The sequence below is a fragment of the Hoeflea sp. CAU 1731 genome (assembly GCF_039888615.1).
In the GTDB taxonomy this organism is placed as follows: Bacteria; Pseudomonadota; Alphaproteobacteria; order Rhizobiales; family Rhizobiaceae; genus Flavimaribacter.
In genome coordinates, this window is record NZ_JBDQQS010000018.1 from 24,323 (window position 1) to 42,552 (window position 18,230).

18 protein-coding genes are annotated in these 18,230 nt (G+C 58.3%); 5 read left to right on the top strand and 13 right to left on the bottom strand.

Features of this window, described 5'->3' with window-relative positions:
• Positions 1-41 precede the first annotated feature (41 nt).
• The 13 genes from mltG to AAFN47_RS22980 form a co-directional block, all read right to left on the bottom strand.
• Positions 42-1,037: an endolytic transglycosylase MltG gene (gene mltG / locus AAFN47_RS22920; RefSeq protein ID WP_499811592.1), complete on the bottom strand. Its 996-nt coding sequence runs from the start codon at positions 1,035-1,037 to the stop codon at positions 42-44.
• A gap of 264 nt (positions 1,038-1,301) precedes the next feature.
• Positions 1,302-2,564, bottom strand: a complete 1,263-nt coding sequence (gene fabF / locus AAFN47_RS22925) for a beta-ketoacyl-ACP synthase II (protein WP_499811593.1) — start codon at positions 2,562-2,564, stop codon at positions 1,302-1,304.
• A 183-nt stretch (positions 2,565-2,747) separates the two neighbouring features.
• Entirely contained in the window at positions 2,748-2,984 is a 237-nt protein-coding gene (locus AAFN47_RS22930) for an acyl carrier protein (RefSeq protein ID WP_220230343.1), read from the bottom strand.
• Positions 2,985-3,247: 263 nt separating this feature from the next.
• Entirely contained in the window at positions 3,248-3,985 is a 738-nt protein-coding gene (gene fabG / locus AAFN47_RS22935) for a 3-oxoacyl-[acyl-carrier-protein] reductase (protein WP_499811594.1), read from the bottom strand.
• 20 nt (positions 3,986-4,005) lie between these two features.
• On the bottom strand, positions 4,006-4,941 hold the full coding sequence (gene fabD / locus AAFN47_RS22940; RefSeq protein WP_499811595.1) for an ACP S-malonyltransferase: 936 nt from the start codon (positions 4,939-4,941) through the stop codon (positions 4,006-4,008).
• A gap of 86 nt (positions 4,942-5,027) precedes the next feature.
• Positions 5,028-6,356, bottom strand: coding sequence for a glutamine synthetase family protein (locus AAFN47_RS22945; protein ID WP_499811596.1), 1,329 nt, complete (start codon positions 6,354-6,356; stop codon positions 5,028-5,030).
• Between the two features lie 145 nt (positions 6,357-6,501).
• A complete protein-coding gene (locus AAFN47_RS22950) occupies positions 6,502-7,647 on the bottom strand; it encodes an iron-containing alcohol dehydrogenase (RefSeq protein ID WP_499811597.1) in 1,146 nt (381 codons plus the stop codon).
• Positions 7,648-7,650: 3 nt separating this feature from the next.
• The gene (locus tag AAFN47_RS22955) at positions 7,651-9,030 is read right to left on the bottom strand and encodes an aldehyde dehydrogenase family protein (protein ID WP_499811598.1); all 1,380 of its coding nucleotides are present in this window, start codon (positions 9,028-9,030) and stop codon (positions 7,651-7,653) included.
• Between the two features lies 1 nt (position 9,031).
• Positions 9,032-10,402, bottom strand: coding sequence for a glutamine synthetase family protein (locus AAFN47_RS22960; RefSeq protein WP_499811599.1), 1,371 nt, complete (start codon positions 10,400-10,402; stop codon positions 9,032-9,034).
• A gap of 90 nt (positions 10,403-10,492) precedes the next feature.
• Positions 10,493-11,542, bottom strand: a complete 1,050-nt coding sequence (locus AAFN47_RS22965; protein ID WP_499811600.1) for a TRAP transporter substrate-binding protein — start codon at positions 11,540-11,542, stop codon at positions 10,493-10,495.
• 98 nt (positions 11,543-11,640) lie between these two features.
• Positions 11,641-12,963: a TRAP transporter large permease gene (locus AAFN47_RS22970; protein ID WP_499811601.1), complete on the bottom strand. Its 1,323-nt coding sequence runs from the start codon at positions 12,961-12,963 to the stop codon at positions 11,641-11,643.
• Positions 12,963-13,469: a TRAP transporter small permease subunit gene (locus AAFN47_RS22975; protein WP_499811602.1), complete on the bottom strand. Its 507-nt coding sequence runs from the start codon at positions 13,467-13,469 to the stop codon at positions 12,963-12,965. The genes AAFN47_RS22970 and AAFN47_RS22975 overlap by 1 nt, the downstream gene beginning before the upstream one ends.
• A complete protein-coding gene (locus AAFN47_RS22980; RefSeq protein ID WP_499811603.1) occupies positions 13,469-14,275 on the bottom strand; it encodes an N-formylglutamate amidohydrolase in 807 nt (268 codons plus the stop codon). Before AAFN47_RS22980 ends, AAFN47_RS22975 begins: the two co-directional genes overlap by 1 nt.
• Before the next feature lie 139 nt (positions 14,276-14,414).
• Here AAFN47_RS22980 and AAFN47_RS22985 point away from each other — a divergent pair, with 139 nt between their 5' ends.
• The 5 genes from AAFN47_RS22985 to rplI all read left to right on the top strand — a co-directional run bounded on the left by AAFN47_RS22985 (position 14,415) and on the right by rplI (position 18,082).
• Positions 14,415-15,269 carry a MurR/RpiR family transcriptional regulator gene (locus AAFN47_RS22985; RefSeq protein WP_499811604.1) on the top strand — a complete coding sequence of 285 codons (855 nt, stop codon included), beginning with the start codon at positions 14,415-14,417 and terminating at the stop codon, positions 15,267-15,269.
• Between the two features lie 383 nt (positions 15,270-15,652).
• Positions 15,653-16,045: a 30S ribosomal protein S6 gene (rpsF, locus tag AAFN47_RS22990; RefSeq protein ID WP_220230595.1), complete on the top strand. Its 393-nt coding sequence runs from the start codon at positions 15,653-15,655 to the stop codon at positions 16,043-16,045.
• Positions 16,046-16,057: 12 nt separating this feature from the next.
• On the top strand, positions 16,058-16,306 hold the full coding sequence (rpsR, locus tag AAFN47_RS22995; protein WP_136658698.1) for a 30S ribosomal protein S18: 249 nt from the start codon (positions 16,058-16,060) through the stop codon (positions 16,304-16,306).
• A gap of 131 nt (positions 16,307-16,437) precedes the next feature.
• A complete protein-coding gene (locus AAFN47_RS23000; protein ID WP_499811605.1) occupies positions 16,438-17,427 on the top strand; it encodes a YybS family protein in 990 nt (329 codons plus the stop codon).
• Between the two features lie 13 nt (positions 17,428-17,440).
• Positions 17,441-18,082 carry a 50S ribosomal protein L9 gene (rplI, locus tag AAFN47_RS23005; protein ID WP_499811606.1) on the top strand — a complete coding sequence of 214 codons (642 nt, stop codon included), beginning with the start codon at positions 17,441-17,443 and terminating at the stop codon, positions 18,080-18,082.
• Positions 18,083-18,230 lie beyond the last annotated feature (148 nt).

Genomic DNA, 18,230 nt, shown 5'->3' on the forward strand with positions numbered 1-18,230 from the left:
AGCCGGCATTTTGTTTGAACACCGGGACGGAGGGAATGCAATTACTGCCCGTCTCCGGCGGTCGCTTCCGCCTCTTTCGCCTGTTCGGCTTCAATCCGGCGCCAGCGCCTGACATTAGCATTGTGCTGTTCAAGCGTTTCAGAGAAAGCATGCCCGCCCGAGCCGTCCGCTACGAAGTAGAGATTGCCCGTCTTGGATGGGTTAGCGACAGCCTCAAGCGCAGCCCTGCCGGGATTTGCGATCGGCGTCGGCGGCAGACCATTGATCTGATAAGTGTTGTAGGGCGTTACCTTTTCGATATCCGACTGATAGATCGGCCTGTCGGATGGCTTTCCGGCTCCGCCGAAGATGCCATAGATTATCGTCGGATCGGATTGCAGGCGCATGCCGCGATCCAGCCTGTTCAGGAACACTGACGCCACCATGGAACGCTCATCCGCGCGGCCCGTCTCTTTCTCGACGATAGAAGCGAGCGTCACGAATTCTTCCTTTGTGCTGATCGGCAGGTCATCGCTGCGTCGGCTCCAGATTTCGTCGATTAACGCCGTCTGGGACTTGTGCATCTGCTCAAGAACCTCGCGGCGCGTGGTGCCGCGAGTGAATTTGTATGTTTCGGGGCGCAGATAGCCTTCGGGCGGCAGTTCTTTCGGAAGATCGCCAGTCAACTGGCTGTTTTCGCTGAGCCTCTGGATGATTTGCTGAACCGTCAGGCCTTCGGGAACAGTGACGCTGTACAGAATGGATTTGCCGGACCGGAGGAGATCCATGATTTCCCGCATGGAAGACCCGGCCTTGATCTGGTACTCGCCGGCCTTCAGGGAATCGTTGGGCATGTATGTCCGAACCCCGAGCTGGAAAATCAGCGAGTTGGAGACGATATCTCGGCGCGCCAAAAGATCTGCAATCTCCTTTACACTTGAACCCTGTCGGACCAGAAACTCAGTATTGCGGCCGAGCGGGCCGCTTTCGTCAAACTTCAGCTTGCCGTAATAGGCCGCGATCGCGGCGCCGATCAGCAGCACGACAGCGAGCGTCATCAGAAAATTCAGGAAAACAACAAACTGGCTGCGCGCGCGCCTGGAACGTTTCGGCGGCTGTGGCGCTTCTTCCGGTTTTAACGATTGGCTGGCGGTGCGTGGAAGGACTGGTCCGCCGTCTATTGTGGGCCCATAGTCGGCGCCTCGTCCTGAACTTCTGCCGTCGTTCACCTTGAAACCTCTAAACTGGGAATCACCACTTTGTTACAGCACGCAATAAAATACAGGATTGTGGCAATAGATGGCTGAACCGCCCGTCGTTTGTTAACCTGCATAACGCCGTAACACAAGCGAGGCGTTGGTGCCGCCAAAGCCGAAAGAATTCGACAGCGCCACATTGATTTCGCGTTTGCGCGCGACCTTCGGAACAAGATCGATCTCGGTTTCGACCGCCGGATTGTCGAGATTGAGTGTCGGAGGCGCGATATTGTCCCGGATCGCCAATGTGCAGAAGATAGCCTCGACAGCGCCTGCCGCGCCCAGCAGATGTCCAATAGCCGATTTTGTCGACGACATCGAAATTCCTGAGGCAGCCTTTCCGACAACGCGCTCGACCGCTCCGAGTTCAATCGTGTCGGCCATTGTCGACGTTCCATGGGCATTTATGTAGTCGATGTCGGAGGCTTCTATGCCCGCCCGTTTCAACGCGCTCGACATGCACCGATACGCACCTTCGCCATCCTCGGCCGGCGCGGTGATGTGAAATGCATCGCCAGAAAGGCCATAGCCGATGACTTCCGCATAAATCTTGGCGCCGCGCGCCTTGGCGTGCTCCAGTTCCTCTAGCACCACCACGCCGGCGCCTTCGCCCATTACGAAACCGTCCCTGTCGATATCGTAGGGCCGTGAGGCGCGCTGCGGTTCGTCGTTGTAATCGGTGGAGAGCGCCTTGCAAGCGGCGAATCCAGCGAGCGCAATGCGACAGATGGGCGATTCCGCCCCACCCGCCACCATCACGTCGGCGTCGCCCAGCGCGATCAGTCGGCTGGCGTCACCGATCGCATGCGCGCCCGTAGAACAAGCGGTGACCACCGAATGGTTCGGCCCACGCAGCTTGTGTTTGATGGAAACCTGACCAGAGGCGAGATTGATCAGCCGACCGGGAATGAAGAACGGGGATACCCTGCGCGGCCCCCTGTCACGTAAAGTGTAGCCGGCTTCAATAATGCCCTGAAGGCCGCCGATCCCGGAGCCTATCAGAACGCCTGTTGCAATCTGATCCTCGTCCGACTGCGGAGACCAGTCGGCGTCGGCAAGCGCCTGGTCCGCCGCCGCAATCGCATAGACGATGAACGGATCAACCTTTCGCTGCTCCTTCGGCTCCATATATTTGTCGGGATCGTATGTGCCATTCGAACCATCACCCCTGGGGATCGAACAGGCGATCTTCGCCGGCAGATCGTCAACTTCGAACGCTTCAATCTTCGCGGCAGCGTTTTCAGAGGCCAGGAGCCTGCGCCAACTGACCTCCGTGCCATCGCCAAGAGGGGAAACCATTCCGGTTCCCGTAATTACAACACGACGCATGTGTTGCCCTCCCTATGTCTTAAAGTACGCTCTGAAGAACGTGTACCAGCCGCGGCGCGGCGCCAGATTTGACGGCTGACAAGACAATACAGCCCGGAAAATCCGGGCTGTGGCGCAAAGCCTTCAGATCATGATCAAATTTTCGGATTTGACTGGCTGTCAGGCTGTGCACCGCCGATTCGTTTAATTTTGGGACTTCTCGATATATTTGATCGCGTCGCCAACGGTCAGGATGGTGTCAGCGGCGTCGTCTGGAATTTCTACACCGAACTCTTCTTCGAAAGCCATGACCAGTTCAACCGTATCCAGAGAATCGGCGCCAAGATCATCGATGAAGCTTGCCCCTTCCGTCACTTTCTCGGCGTCAACGCCAAGATGCTCGACTACAATATTCTTAACGCGTTCTGCGGTATCGCTCATGTCGGTATCCTCGACCCCTATACGTTTTGCTATGCCTTGGATAGCGGCATGCACTCACTCATTCAAGCTCAAAGCGCCTTATAGTTCGGCGCATCGGCACCGTCAAAATACAAGCCTTTGATTTCCCCAGAAATCCGGGATAGCGCCCGCGCCGTTACGGGCGCAAACAACACTGGATGCGGCCCTTAACACGGTTTCTTCCGGGCGCAAAGCCCAAACTGAAACCTTTCACGCGCAGGCAGCGATCGCAGCGTCGCGTCATATCATATCATCGCCATGCCGCCATTGATGTGCAGCGTCTGCCCGGTGATGTAGCTTGCCTCATTCGACGCAAGGAACAGGACTCCAGCCGCCACTTCGGCGCCGTCGCCGATGCGCCTCATGGGAATTGCTCCCATGATCGCGTCTTTCTGTTTTTCATTCAGTTTGTCGGTCATCGCCGACTGGATGAACCCCGGCGCCACGCAATTGACGGTGATGTTGCGCGGAGCAATTTCCTGCGCTAGCGACTTGGAAAAGCCGATCAGCCCCGCCTTTGACGCGCAATAATTGGCCTGGCCCGGATTGCCAGTCACGCCTACGACCGAAGTGATGTTGATGATCCGGCCGTGGCGACGGCGCATCATCGGATGCGTCAGTTCCCTGGTCAGCTGGAATACGGCGGTCAGGTTGACGCCGATGACGGTGTTCCAGTCTTCGTCTGACATGCGCACGAACAGGCCATCCCGCGTGACGCCTGCATTGTTGACGAGAATATCGACGCCCTCAAGCTGCTCTTCAGCCTTCTTGCCAAGAGCCTTCACTTCGTCTGCGCTTGAGAGATTGGCGGGAAACACATGCACATTGCCGCCGAGCTCCGAGGCAAGCGCGTCCAGCCTTTCGATCCGCGTACCATGCAGCCCGACAATCGCGCCGGCCTTGTGAAGACTGCGGGCGATCTCCTCGCCAATACCGCCGGACGCCCCGGTCACAAGGGCCTTGCGGCCGCTCAGATCAAACATGGATCAAACTCCAATTTCATTTATTGATTTGCAAGTTCCGCAATGTCCTGCGGCGTGTTGACGGGCTTCGCCGTCATGTCCGGCGCAATGCGGCGCGCCAATCCGGTCAAAACTTTGCCGGCGCCGATCTCGAAAATTTCGGTTACGCCTTTAGCGTCCAGCCAGCCGACGCTTTCACGCCAACGCACCTGACCAGTCACCTGTCTGAACAGCAGATCCGCGATTTCCGCCGGATCAGTCACTGGACCGGCCGCCACATTGGCGACGAGCGGGATGCAGGGCGCCTGAATGTCGACCTCGGCCAGCGCCGTCTTCATGGCGTCCGCAGCCGGCGCCATAAGGGCTGAGTGGAAGGGCGCGGATACCGGCAGCAGCCTTGCGCGCTTGGCGCCCATCTCGCTCGCCTGTTGCGCCGCCGCCTCTATGTTGGCCTTCGAGCCGGATACGACAAGCTGGCCCGCTCCATTGTCATTGGCGATCTGGCAGACGCCACCTGTGGAGTTATCGTTGCATATCGCATCGACCTGATCGCGTTCAAGACCTATGATTGCGGCCATCGCACCTTCGCCAACCGGCACTGCGGCCTGCATGGCCTCTCCGCGAATACGAAGAAGTCGCGCGGTGTCGGCAATCGAAAAAGCGCCTGCGGCGGCCAGAGCCGAATATTCGCCCAGCGAATGACCGGCGACATAGGCGACCTTTTCCTTCAGGACGAAACCTTCCGATTCCAGCGCGCGGACAATCGACAATGAGACCGCCATCAGCGCAGGCTGGGTGTTGGCAGTCAGCGTCAGATCTTCGTCAGGCCCTTCCCAGATGATAGTGGAGAGCTTCTGACCCAACGCGTCGTCGACCTCTTCGAAAACCGCCCGGGCTGCGGGAAAGGCGTCGGCCAGTTCCTTGCCCATGCCGACAACCTGGCTGCCCTGTCCGGGAAACGTAAATGCCCAACTCATCCCAAATGCCTTTCATCGATGCCGCAGTGGGATCGCCTAACACCATCGAACGAAGGGCAAGTCAAGGGGCAGATCACCATCATAGGTCAGTAGGCCTGTGCGTATTTCTCGCATATTTCCGTGTTGGTCAGGCCGTTCATAATGTCGATCTCACATCGCTTGTGCGCGAGATAAACGTCGATAAAGGTTTCGCCGAATGCAGCTTTCGCCCAGTCGCTGGCTTCCAAACGGTCAAGAGCTGCGACAAGACTGGTCGGCAGTCGGGCGCATCCAGTATCCGCAAGCTGCTCCGGCGTCATATCGTTGGGGTCGCTCTCGGTGATTTCCGGCGTAGCCATGCCTTCGTCGAGACCGTTCAGGCCGGCGTTCAGAAGCGCCGCCATAACCAGGTACGGGCTCGCTGCCGCGTCCGAGACGCGATACTCGAAATGGAACTTCCCCGCGACATCCTTCTCGTCCTGCGGCTTGAAAACCGGGCAAATGCGTACTGCCGCCTCGCGGTCACGATACCCGAAATTGTTGCAGGTCGGGCTCCAGCGATGCGGAGTCATGCGGATGTAGGAGGCAACGGCCGGCGCCGTCATGGACACGATTTCCGGCAGTCGCCGCACGACGCCGGCGATGAACGCGCCAGCCTTTTCGGATACCAAGTGAGGCTTGGTATTATCGAAATCAACCGGATTGCCGTCGACGTCGTGCAACGAGAAGTGCAGGTGTGCGCCGTTGCCGACGCCGTCCGGATCAAGGATTGGCGCAAAGCTCGCCCGCTCGCCAAGGCCATGCGCAACAGCGCGAGTCATTTCTCGCAACACCACGGCGTCGTCACAAGCGCCGATCGCGTCGTTGGGGCCGATCGTAACCTCGCATTGACCGGGACCGTATTCCGGCATGAAGGTGTCGAGTTTCAGACCGACTCGATCAAGGGTCACCATCAGCCTGTCCGGGAACTCGCCCATACGGCGAAAGGCGCGCAGCGCATAGCCGAGACCCGGCTGCGGTCGGCCGCCAGAGTAATGGAATTCGTGCTCGAACGCCGCCTTCAGAATAAGCCCGTGATCCTTTTCCAGCCGCTCGGCGGCGGCTTTTGCCTGTCCGCGCAGGCAGCATTCCCAGGGCTCGTCCTCCAGCGTCATTACGTCGCCGATCACAAAACACTCATTGACGCCGTATTCCGGGATCGCAAGGTCGATCATCGTCGAGTAGTCCGGCCGGATCAAGAGATCCCCCCGCGGACCCCAAGGGCTTGCGGCAATTGGGCCGAAAGAAGTAATCTGAACACAGGTTCCGGTCCAACCGACGCCGGTTTCCGTCCGTAGAACCTTCGCCCGCAACGGCATCGCCTTGCCGCGCAATTGACCCGATATATCGCTGGCCACAACCATCATCAGATCGGTATTCTTGCGGTTGTCCGTCATCGCTTCGTCCCTCGCCCTGGATGAAATTTACGGTTGCAACCTTGTTCCAGATCAGAAGCTCTGAGTAAAGCAGCCGGTTGCAGCGGGAAGCACAATTCCCGCGGCAAACCGCCGCCTCAAAAGCAGACAGAACGAAAATTGGATGTCAGAGACAGTCCCGGTATAGCTGTGCGGTGTTTTCCCGAGTCATTTCGACCGGATTGCCGCCAGCCGTGGGGTCGACGATCGCCATTTCAGTCAATTCGTCGATGCGATCTTCGGATACGCCCATCTCCGCCAGCCCGCTTGGAACCCCGAGTTTGGCGCGCAAGTCAACGACATAATCATAAAAGCCGTCAAAACCGCCCTCTATGCCCAGATAGGCGGCGGCCCGCTCGATCCTGTCCTCGATGACCGCGCGATTGAACTGCATCACCGGAGGCATGACGACGGCGTTGGTCATACCGTGGTGGGTATTGTAAACCGCGCCGACGGGATGAGACAACGCATGGATCGCGCCCAGCCCTTTCTGAAAGGCGACAGCGCCCATTGCAGCGGCGCTCATCATGTTGGCGCGGGCTTCCAGATTGTCGGGTTCTGCAAAAACGACTGGCAGGTTTTCCTTGACCAGCCGCATTCCTTCCAGCGCTATTCCCTGGCTCATCGGGTGATAAAAATTTGACGAATAGGCTTCCAGACAATGGGCGAATGCGTCCATGCCGGTACCGACGGTGATCGCCTGCGGCATGCCGCACGTCAGTTCCGGGTCGCAAAGCACCACGGACGGCAGCATCATCGGATGGAAAATGATCTTCTTCACATGGGTTTGGGAGTTCGTAAGAACCCCTGCCCGCCCAACTTCCGAACCGGTGCCGGCGGTGGTGGGGACTGCGAGGTTCGGGGCGATCGCATCGGCGTCGGCGCGCGTCCACCAGTCGCCGATGTCCTCCAGATCCCAGACCGGGATCGACTGACCGGCCATGAGAGCGATGCATTTGCCGAGATCGAGACCCGAGCCACCGCCGAATGCGACGACGCCATCGTGTCCGCCAGCCTTGTAGACTTCAATGCCAGCGGCGAGATTAACATCCGTGGGATTGGGATCGACGTCGGAGAATATGGCGCGTCCGAGACCCGCTTTCTCCAGAAGATCAAGCGCCTGGGCGGTGATCGGCAAGTTGGCCAGGCCACGGTCGGTCACCAGTAGCGGACGCTTAATTCCGGCCTCACCGCAAGCGTCGCCAAGTTCGGCGATACGTCCGGCGCCAAAGCGTATCGGATTGGGGTAGCTCCAGTTTGCAACCATTTTCATCGTTCAGGCTTTCTTCAAATGATAGGATTTCAGGCGCGTCAGATTCTGGTATCCGATAACTGAAAGCGCGCCGCCTTTGCCAGTGTTCTTGCAGCCGGTCCAGCACAGACCGGGATCGAGATAGTCGGCGCGGTTCATGAAAACGGTGCCGGTTTCAATGCGAGCGCCAATCCGGGCGGCGCGTTCCGGATCACGCGTCCACAGCGACGCCGTCAGGCCGAATTCGCTGTCGTTCATCAGCGACACGGCCTCGTCGTCATCAGCGACCTTCATAATACCGACAACGGGTCCGAAGCTCTCTTCCCGCATAACGCGCATATCATGATTCACGTCGGCGAGTATCTGCGGCATGAGATAGGCGCCGCCATCCTGGGGGAAGAGTTGCGGGTCGATCAGCGCCCGGGCTCCGGCTTCAATCGCTTCGGCGGTCTGGGCGCGAACCTCATTGGCAAATCGCAACGTCGCCATCGGGCCGAGCGTCGTCGTCTCTTCGAGAGGGTTTCCCAATGTGTAGCCACTGACGATGGCGACCGCCTTCTCAACGAAGGCGTCGAAAAGCGAGGCGACGACATAAATGCGCTCGATGCCGCAGCAGCATTGACCGGAATTGAACATGGCGCCGTCGATAAGCGTTTCTGCAGCCGCTTCGACGTCTGCGTCATCCATGACGTAGCCTGGATCCTTGCCGCCGAGTTCCAGACCAAGATTTGTGAAAGTCCCGGCCGCGGCGTGCTCTATGGCCCGACCGCCGCCAACCGATCCGGTGAAGTTCACGAACCCGAAGCTCTTTGCTGCGATCAGGCTTTCTGTTGTCTCATGATCCAGAAACACGTTCTGAAATACGTCATCAGGCACGCCAGCCTCGGAGAAGGCTCTTGCCATTCGTTCGCCGACGAGAAGGGTCTGCGTGGAGTGTTTCAATAATACCGCATTGCCCGCAATCAACGCCGGGGCAACCGTATTGATCGCCGTCATGTAAGGATAGTTCCACGGCGCAATGACCAGAACCACACCATGCGGCTCGCGAAGGATACGGCGCTCAAAATTGTCGCTGTTTTCCACGACGATGGGTTGCAAAGCTTCCTCGGCGATGTCCGCCATGTAGCTTGCGCGTTCCTCGAAACCACGGAACTCGCCGCCATAGCGCACCGGGCGTCCCATCATCCAGGCGAGCTCCGGGACGATTTCTTTATTCATCTCGCCGACGCGGGCGACGCCTGCGCGCACGAGCGCAATTCTCTCAGACAACGGTCTCGTAGCCCAGACCCTCTGCGCCTCGGTCGCCCTGTTCACGGCCTCTTTCGCCTCGGAGAGCGACAATACCGGCCGCTCGGCATAGACCGTTTCGTCGATCGGCGATACGCATTGTAGTGTCTTGGTCATATCAAGCTCTTTCGAAGCCGCGCGCGACTTCCCAGTCGGTAACCTTGCGGTCGTATTCTTCCTGTTCCCATTCGGCTGCGCGCACGTAATGGTCGATCACCGCATCGCCAAACGCCGTCCTCAACATGTCGGATTCGTCCAATGCTCGCATGGCGCTGCGCAGAGTGCGCGGCACGGACCGCGCCTTTTCAGACATATAGGCGTCGCCCTTGAACTCATCCTCGAGACTGCGCTTGTTCTCGACGCCGTCGAGGCCTGCGGCCAAGAGGGCTGACATGGCGAGATACGGATTGAGATCGGCCCCGCCGATGCGGCATTCGACGCGCACCGCCTTGCTGCTCTCGCCGCATAACCGGAAACCGGCCGTCCGATTGTCTGTGCTCCAGATCGCCCTTGTCGGCGCGAAAGTGCCCTCGGCGAACCGCTTGTAGGAGTTGATATAGGGCGCCAGAAACCAGGTGATCGCCTCAGCGTTGTGTAAAAGGCCCGCCAGGTAGTTCTGCATCAACTCCGACATGCCGTAGGGACCGTCCGGATCGTAAAACAGCGCGGTCTCGCCGTCGTCGGACCAGAGCGACTGATGGATATGACAGGAATTGCCGGCGGATTGCGTATGCCACTTGGCCAGGAACGTCAGGGCCTTGCCCTTCGCCCAGGCGATTTCCTTGCTGCCGTTCTTTATGAAAACGTGCGAGTCGGCGATATCCAGCGCATCCGAATATCTGACGTTGATTTCTTCCTGGCCGGCGCACGCTTCGCCCTTGGTGCATTCGATCGCGATGCCTGCGCCGTAGAGGCCATTGCGTATCGACCGCATGACCTCCTCTTCCTTTGTGGTCTGGAAGACAGCGTAATCCTGGTTGTACTTGCCGATGGTGGTGAGGCTGCGATAGCCGCCTGCCTGCGCCTCCTCGAAGCTCTGGTCGAACAGGAACAACTCCAGTTCCGGCGCCATATAGGCCATCATGCCCATGTCCTTAAGACGCGCGACCTGCTTCTTCAGCAACGCGCGGGGCGCATGCGGTACTTCCTCATGCGTATGGTGATCCATGACGTCGCACAGCACATAGGCGGTCTTTTCGAGCCAGGGCGTGCGCCGCAGCGTCGTCATGTCCGGCGCCATTGTATAGTCGCCATAGCCGCGCTCCCAACTCGCAGAAGCGTATCCGCTGACGGTCTCCATCTCGAGATCCGTGGCCAGCAGATAGTTGCAGCTGTGGGTTTCCTTGAAGGCGTGCTTGACGAAGTTGTCAGCGTGGAACCGCTTGCCCATCAACCGGCCCTGCATGTCGACCTGCACGGCGACGACCGTGTCGATCTCACCGCTTGCGACCGCGTTTTCGAGCTCCTTGAAGCTAAGATTGCCGGGCATGTGTTCAGCCTTCCGGATTTTGTTCTGTTATCAGTAAATTGCCGCCGGTTTCGCAGAAAACGATTCCGGCGGCAACCGCTTTGTCAAATGCTAGCCGTAGCGGTAGGGCGGACCCGCCTTCTGCATGGTTTCGCGGTATCTCTTGAGGATCTCGACAACCTTCGCGTTACGCGGGCTCTCGGCCGCGATTTCGTCCCAGAATTTCAGGGCCTCATCTTCGACAGTGGTCCATTCCTCTTCCGGAATCGAGGTCAACTCAAGCTTGCCGCCGGTCGTGCGGTAATGCGCCTCACCCCACCAGTACCAATATTGGCGATGATAATGAGAACTGTTGATGCAAAGCATGTAAAGCGTCTGCAGGTTCTCCGGCAGTTCATTCCAACGTTCCTCATTGACGAAATAGGAACCCGCCCAAGCGCCGGAAATGTTGTTGGTGAGGTAGTAGTTGGTCACATCGGCCCATCCGACCGTGTAGTCCTCGGTGATGCCCGACCAGGCAATGCCGTCAAGCTCGCCTGTCTGAACGGCGACCTCGATGTCTTCCCACGGCAGCGTCACCGGCACCACTCCGAAGCGCTGCAGGAAGCGGCCGGCAGTCGGGAATGTGAATACGCGTTTGCCCTTGAGGTCTTCCAGGCTCCTGATCGGATCGACAGTCGCGAAGTTGCACGGATCCCAGGCGCCGGCGCTGAGCCATTTCACGCCTTCGACTTCCGAGTAAGCCTCTTCCCAGATTTCCTTCAGCCCGTACTCGTTGAAGAGCACCGGCACATCAAGGCTGTATCGTGACGCGAACGGGAAATATCCGCCGAACACCGATACATCGACTGGCGCTGCGATGGAGTCGTCGTCGCTTTGCACGGCGTCTATCGTGCCGCGCTGCATGGCGCGAAACAGTTCACCCGTAGGGACAAGCTGGTCGGCGAAGTAGAGTTCGATTTCCATCTGGCCCGCGGCGGCCTTGTTGAACTGGTCGATGGACGGCTTGATCACGTGTTGGGCAAGCGCCGGACCGGCGTAGGTCTGGAGCCGCCATTTGATGGGCGCCTGCGCCTTGACATGGGGGGAAGCGAGTGTGGCGCTGCCGGCGGCGGCCGTGAACAGGCCAGCTTTCTTCAGAAAATTACGTCTGTTGGTCATGGATATTCTCCCGTTTCGAGATGCGCGGACCTTTCCGTCGCTCCTCTTGTTCAGTTGTTCCCTTCTGTCGTGTTCGGCGGCGCGATCTCCTTTTGCAATTAGCGGGCATAGACGTGTTGCGGCAACCAAAGGGCGATCTGCGGAAAGACCATGACGATCGCCAGCGCCAGCAGCATCACAAAAACAAAGGGCACGATGGACCGGTATATGTCGGTCAGCGAAATCTCCGCCGGCGCCATCGCCCGCATTAGGAACAGATTATAACCGAAGGGGGGCGTCATGTAGGCAATCTGGCTGGTAATCGTGTAAAGCACGCCGTACCAGATGAGATCGAAACCGAGCGCATCGACCAGCGGAATGTAAAGCGGCGCGACGATCACAAGCATGGCCGTATCGTCGAGAAATGTTCCCATCAGCAGGAAGGAAAGCTGCATCAGGATGAGGATCTCCCAAGGGCCGAGACCGAGCTGCCCAACGAAAAAGCCCTCGATCGCGCGTACTGCGCCCAGACCGTCAAACACCGCGCCGAAACAAAGAGCCGCCAGGATAATCCACATGAACATGCAGCTCACACCCAGCGTCTTGCGCAGGGTTTCTTCCATGACATGCGCGGTCAGCCGTCGCTTCACGATGGCGGCGAGAGTCGCGGCGAGCGCTCCGACGGCGGAACTCTCGACGAGGCTCGTCACGCCCAACAGGAACAACCCGGTCATGCAGAAAAAAATCAGAATTGGCAGGATGCCGGCCCGCAGCAGCTTAAGCTTCTCGAGCATGGGAATGTCGCGTTCTTCTTCCGAGAGCGGTGGCCCCAGTTCCGGCTGAATGCGACAGCGAATGACGATATAGACGATGAACAGACCAGCCATCATCAAGCCGGGAAAAACGCCTGCCAGCCACAACTGCCCGACCGGCTCTCGGGCGATCATGCCGTAAAGCACGAGTACAACGCTCGGCGGCACGAGGATGCCGAGCGAGCTGCCAGCCTGTACGACCCCGGTGATCATGATCTTGTCGTAGCCACGACGCAGCAACTCCGGCAGGGCAATGGTCGCGCCGATCGCCATGCCGGCCACGCTCAGCCCGTTCATTGCGGAAATCGCCACCATCAGAACCACCGTGCCGATCGCAAGACCGCCGCTCAACGGTCCAAACCAGACATGGAACATCTTGTAGAGATCATCGGCGATGCCTGATTCCGAAAGCATATAGCCCATGTAAATGAAGAGCGGCAACGTCAGCAGCGGATACCACTTCATCAGCTTGACGCCGGCTGAAAAGGCGATCTCCGACCCGCCATCGCCCCAAAGCAGCAGCGAGGCGATCACCGCCACGGCGCCGATCGCCCCAAAGACGCGCTGGCCGGTGAGAAGCATCACCATCATGGACGCGAACATGAGGATGGCGATCATCTCGTAGCTCATCACAGATCAACCCCGCGCACCTTGCAGATGCTCCGGAACATCGAGGCGATTGCCTGAAGCAGCATCATCAGAATGCCGAGGCACATGACGATCTTGATCGGCGCCATATAGGGTCGCCAGGCGGAATAGCTCCTTTCACCATACTCGATGGCGTAGGCGGTGCTGTTGTATCCGCCGTACAGCAGAACGCCGAGATAGAAGATCAGCAGCAATACCGTAAAGCAGTCGACCCAGGCCTTCGTCTTGTCGGACCAGGCGCCATACAGGAGGTCCATGCGCACATGGTCGCCCATCTGCAGCGAATAGGCCCCGCCGAGTATGTAGTATCCGACCATCAGGAACTGCGCGGATTCCAACGTCCAGAGCGGCGGGATGAAAAACGTCTTGGTAAAGGAGGAATAGAGAAGCACGCCCATCATCGCGAAGATGAGATACATGGCGAATCGCCCGACAATGCGATTAAACCGGTCAACGATCCGGATATAGACGACGATGAAGCCGGGCATCAAGAAGCCCTCGCGGGCAAGGATAGTGTTTGGGGAACCGGTCGCCCGAGCGCGGCCATCAACATGGCGACCAATTCGTTGGCCGCGCAAACCTGACCTGCTTCATCTGCAATTAAGTCGTTTCGAACTTCGATCATGACATTGAGCAGGTCGCGCGGCGCGGCGTGAATGTCGATCGTGTGCATGACCCCCTGCCCCGGCCCATAGGGTTCATTGCGGCGGGTCACCTTATCGGTGAAACGCGAGGCGTGATCGAGCATCGCGTCGGCCAGGCGAGCGTCCCAGTCATGCAGTATGCCGAGTTCCACCTCCCGCATTGCGCCGTGATAGACAGGAGTGAAACTGTGAATGGTCACGACGACCGGATGCCGGCCAGCATGCGTCCGCTGCTCAATCGTGTCGGCGACCGTTTCGTGGAACGGTGTGTATATTTCGATGATCCGCCGCTGCTGTTCGAGTTCGGACAGGCAGTGATTGCCAGGCACCTCATATATTTCGCTGATCGCCGGCATAGCGTCATGGGCGCCCGGCGCGCGATTGCAGTCAAAGACGAGGCGCGAAAAGTTCTGCGAAATAAGGGTCGCATCCAGGATTTCAGCCATCGCCATAGCCACCTCGACGGCGCCAGGGTCCCACGCGATATGGCTTTGAAGGACTTCTGGTTCGAGACCTAGCGTGTCGAGAGCCGCCGGAATCCGGTTCGACGCATGTTCACACAAAAGCAGGATGTCGCTGTCGCCGCCGGGATTGGCGACGGAAACCGGTCCGCCATCCGCGACAGTCAGAAGTGACGCATGAGAGGTCAATGCCATTATCCCCTGTTCTGTAAAAATCTGTACAGAATTTCTGGCCTCGTCAATAGGAATCTGAAATTTTCGTTACAATGTTGTGGCACGCTGTGGAATGACGCGATAGCATGTCCCGATCGAGGAAAATACGCAGACGATGGACAAGCCGGTACTTGAACTCATCAGAGACAGATACGACGCTCTGACGCGCACGGAACGTCGGCTGGCCGACGCGCTTCTGGAAAACTACCCCGTCGCCGGCCTGACCAGTATGACACGGCTCGCAGAATGCGCTGGCGTGTCCACGCCATCCGTCCTGCGCATGGCCCAGAAGCTGGGTTTTTCAGGTTTTCCCGACCTGCAGGCCTCGCTCCGCGCCGAACTGGAGGCGACAATCTCCAATCCGATCGCCAAACACGACAGCTGGGCCGAACACGCGCCGAACACCCATATCGTCAACCGCTTCGCCGATGCTGTGATGCAGAACATGCGCGAGACGCTGGGCGCGCTCGATCCAGAGGACTTCGACGCCGTGCGAACGCGACTAGCCGACCGCAAACGCGGCGTCCTCATCGTCGGCGGCCGCATTACGCATGCGCTGGCGCAGTATATGTTCACCCATATGCAGGTAATCCGCGAAAATGTGACGCTGCTGCCTCCAAACGCCAATACCTGGCCGCATTTCGTTCTCAACATTCGCAAAGGCGACGTGCTCGTCGTGTTCGATATTCGGCGTTACGAGAACGATACGCTGAAACTGGCCGACATGGCCCGTTCGAGAGGCGCGTCCATCATCCTTTTTACCGACCGCTGGGGCTCTCCGGTCTCACGTTTCGCCGAGATCCGGTTCAATGTGCAGATCGAAGCGCCGTCGGCCTGGGATTCCTCCGTCGTGACGATGTTCATCGTCGAGGCGCTGATCGCCGCCATCGAGACCGATATCTGGGGTGTGACCAGCCAGCGCATGAAGCAGCTCGAGGGGCTCTTCGACGAGACACGTCTTTTCAAATAGGCCCGCGACTAGCTTCCGCAGGCCTTTGAAATGAGATCGACCGCTTGGATGAAATTGTCCGTTCCACCGGCTGAAACACAGATCTGGAAGACCAAGCCGATTGGATTCACACCGCCATTGAACCGGTTTGGCTTGCAACCTTCGCAAAAACGTGTACAAGCGCGCTGTTCGAAACACCCGGTCAATTGGCTGGGGGCTGAACGGAGGGCCGTCCGCTTCATACCGGACGACAGGAAGAAAAGTCTTCCGGCCTCCCGTGTCTCCGCTCTCGACCGTCTCGAAACGAACGCCTTTCCTGATCCCGCTTGCGCGGTCGGAAGGTCGTTGAGGCTTAGCCGCCTTTGCCGGGTGATGAAATGTAACGAAGGAAAGGCAAGTCATTCATGGCTCTCTACGAACATGTATTCCTTGCCCGGCAGGACGTATCCGGTCAGCAGGTCGAAGCCCTTGTGGAACAGTTCAAGGGTATTATCGAAAGCAATGGCGGATCAGTCGGGCGCATTGAAAACTGGGGACTGAAGTCCCTGACCTACCGCATCAACAAGAACCGCAAGGCGCATTACACGCTGATGAACCTCGACGCACCTTCGGACGCCGTCAAGGAAATGGAACGTCAGATGCGCATCAACGAAGATGTGCTGCGTTACATGACCATCCGCGTCGACGAACTTGAAGAAGGTCCGTCCGCGATGATGCAGAAACGCGACCGTGATGACCGCCGTGGCGGCCGTGACCGTGACGACCGTCCGCGTCGTCCCCGCGAAGACCGCAATTAAAGGAGCCTGACCATGGTAGACATCAATCAGATTCCGACACGGCGCCCGTTTCACCGTCGCCGCAAGACGTGCCCGTTCTCCGGCGCCAACGCTCCGAAGATCGACTACAAGGACGTACGCCTCCTGCAGCGTTACATCTCCGAACGCGGCAAGATCGTCCCGTCCCGTATTACTGCCGTCAGCCAGAAGAAGCAGCGCGAACTCGCCCGTGCGATCAAGCGCGCCCGTTTCCTCGGCCTGCTGCCCTATCTCGTAAAGTAAGGCCAGCAAACACTTGGCCGGGGAACGCCTTGGCTTCGGCCGCCGTGATGGGCGCGGCGGCCTTGAAATAAGAACCCCAAGTTGGGGCGACCGGATATTGAGAGACTGATTCCGGATTTGCCTCTAACTGCTTGAAGAAGCAGGACAGCGAAACGATGAACACCGCGCCTCAATCCATTGTTGTCGGCATTTGCGCCGGAATTGCTTCGGCGATGCTGGTGCTGAGCGCGTTGGCGTTTCCGCTTCTCAATTTTCTCTTCATGTTTCTATCACTCGTTCCAGTGCTCGTCGCCGGAATTGGCTGGTCGAACCGCGCTGGAATCATCTCAGTCTTCATCGGCGCCATAATCTTGGGAATAGCAACCGCTCCTTTTATAGCGGCGTTATTTGCCGGGGCCTTGTTCGCGCCAGCGGCATGGATTGCGCATCTCACCAACCTAGCCCGCCCTGCCGACGAAATCGGCGGACCGGAAGGCGAATTGGCGTGGTATCCTCTCTCGCGTTTATTCCTCTACATTTGTGGAATTTCGGCCGCCCTGTCTTCCCTGCAAATTCTCGCCGTAGGCGACAGTCAGGAAATGCGCGACACCTATTTGATGTTGCTTGAAGAATTTATAGCGCAGACTCCCGAAGCCGAGACTATTCCTCTCAGCTCGATGGAAGCCGCAATAGACCAATTCCTCGCAATCATGCCGTTCCTGCTTGGCGCTTTCTTAGTGCTGCTGCTCTTTTTCGGTTGGTATGTGTCGGCGAGGCTTGCGGATAAATTCGGGCGATCTAAGCGGCCCCGCGACGATCTTCCCGCTCACCTTCGTATGCAGCCAATTGCAATACCCATCCTCGGCGCAGGGCTTATTGTCTACTTTGTAGGCGGCGGCCTGTCTGCAGCCGGATTGGCGATCACGGGCGCCTTTACCGCCGGTTTCACCCTGTCCGGCCTCGCCATGCTGCACTTTGCGACCCGAGGAAAACCCTGGAGATTGCTGCTTCTCTGGTTTGCTTATGTTGTGGTCTTCATCGCTTCGATGATGCCGCTCGTGGCCTTCTTCATCGCCGGCCTGTTCGGGACTACCCGGACATCAGCTCAGACATCCCCAAACAAGAACGACACAACCACCTGAAAGGACTTATACAATGGACGTCATTCTTCTTGAACGCGTGGCCAAGCTCGGCCAGATGGGCGACACCGTCAAGGTGCGCGACGGTTACGCACGCAACTATCTCCTGCCGCAGGGAAAAGCGCTACGAGCCAGCGAAGGCAACAAGGCCCGTTTTGAGTCGGAACGGGCGCAACTCGAAGCGCGCAACCTCGAACGCCGCGGCGAAGCACAGCAGGTTGCCGACAAACTTGAAGGTTCGTCCTTTATCGTTGTGCGCGCCGCCGGCGAAACCGGCCAGCTCTACGGCTCGGTCGCAGCCCGCGATGTTGTTGAAATTCTCGACAACGAAGGTTTCAGTATCGGCCGCAATCAGGTCGAGCTGCAAAACCCGATCAAGACCATTGGACGGCACGACGTCATCATCTCTCTTCATGCTGAAGTCGAGGTGAAGATCGAGCTCAACGTCGCTCGCTCCTCCGACGAAGCCGAAAGACAGGCCAAGGGAGAAGACCTGACCTCCGCCGAAGCCATTTACGGCGTCGATGAAGAAGAAGACATCAACGCCGAGGAACTTTTCGAGGAAGGCGTTGAATTTGAAACTGCTGAATCCGACGAGCTTGGCGAAGATGCTGCGGAAGAAGCAGACGACACTGCGGAAGACGAAGAAAAGGCCTGAGGACACGTATCTTGGCGGCTATCTCAATGCCCGGTCAATGACCGGGCATTTTTATGTTGTGGCGTAAGTAACACAGTCTGACGCATGATACTGGATTATCAGCTTTTTCATTGTTACAGTCGCTCCAAACAATGCCGAAATTGTTCGG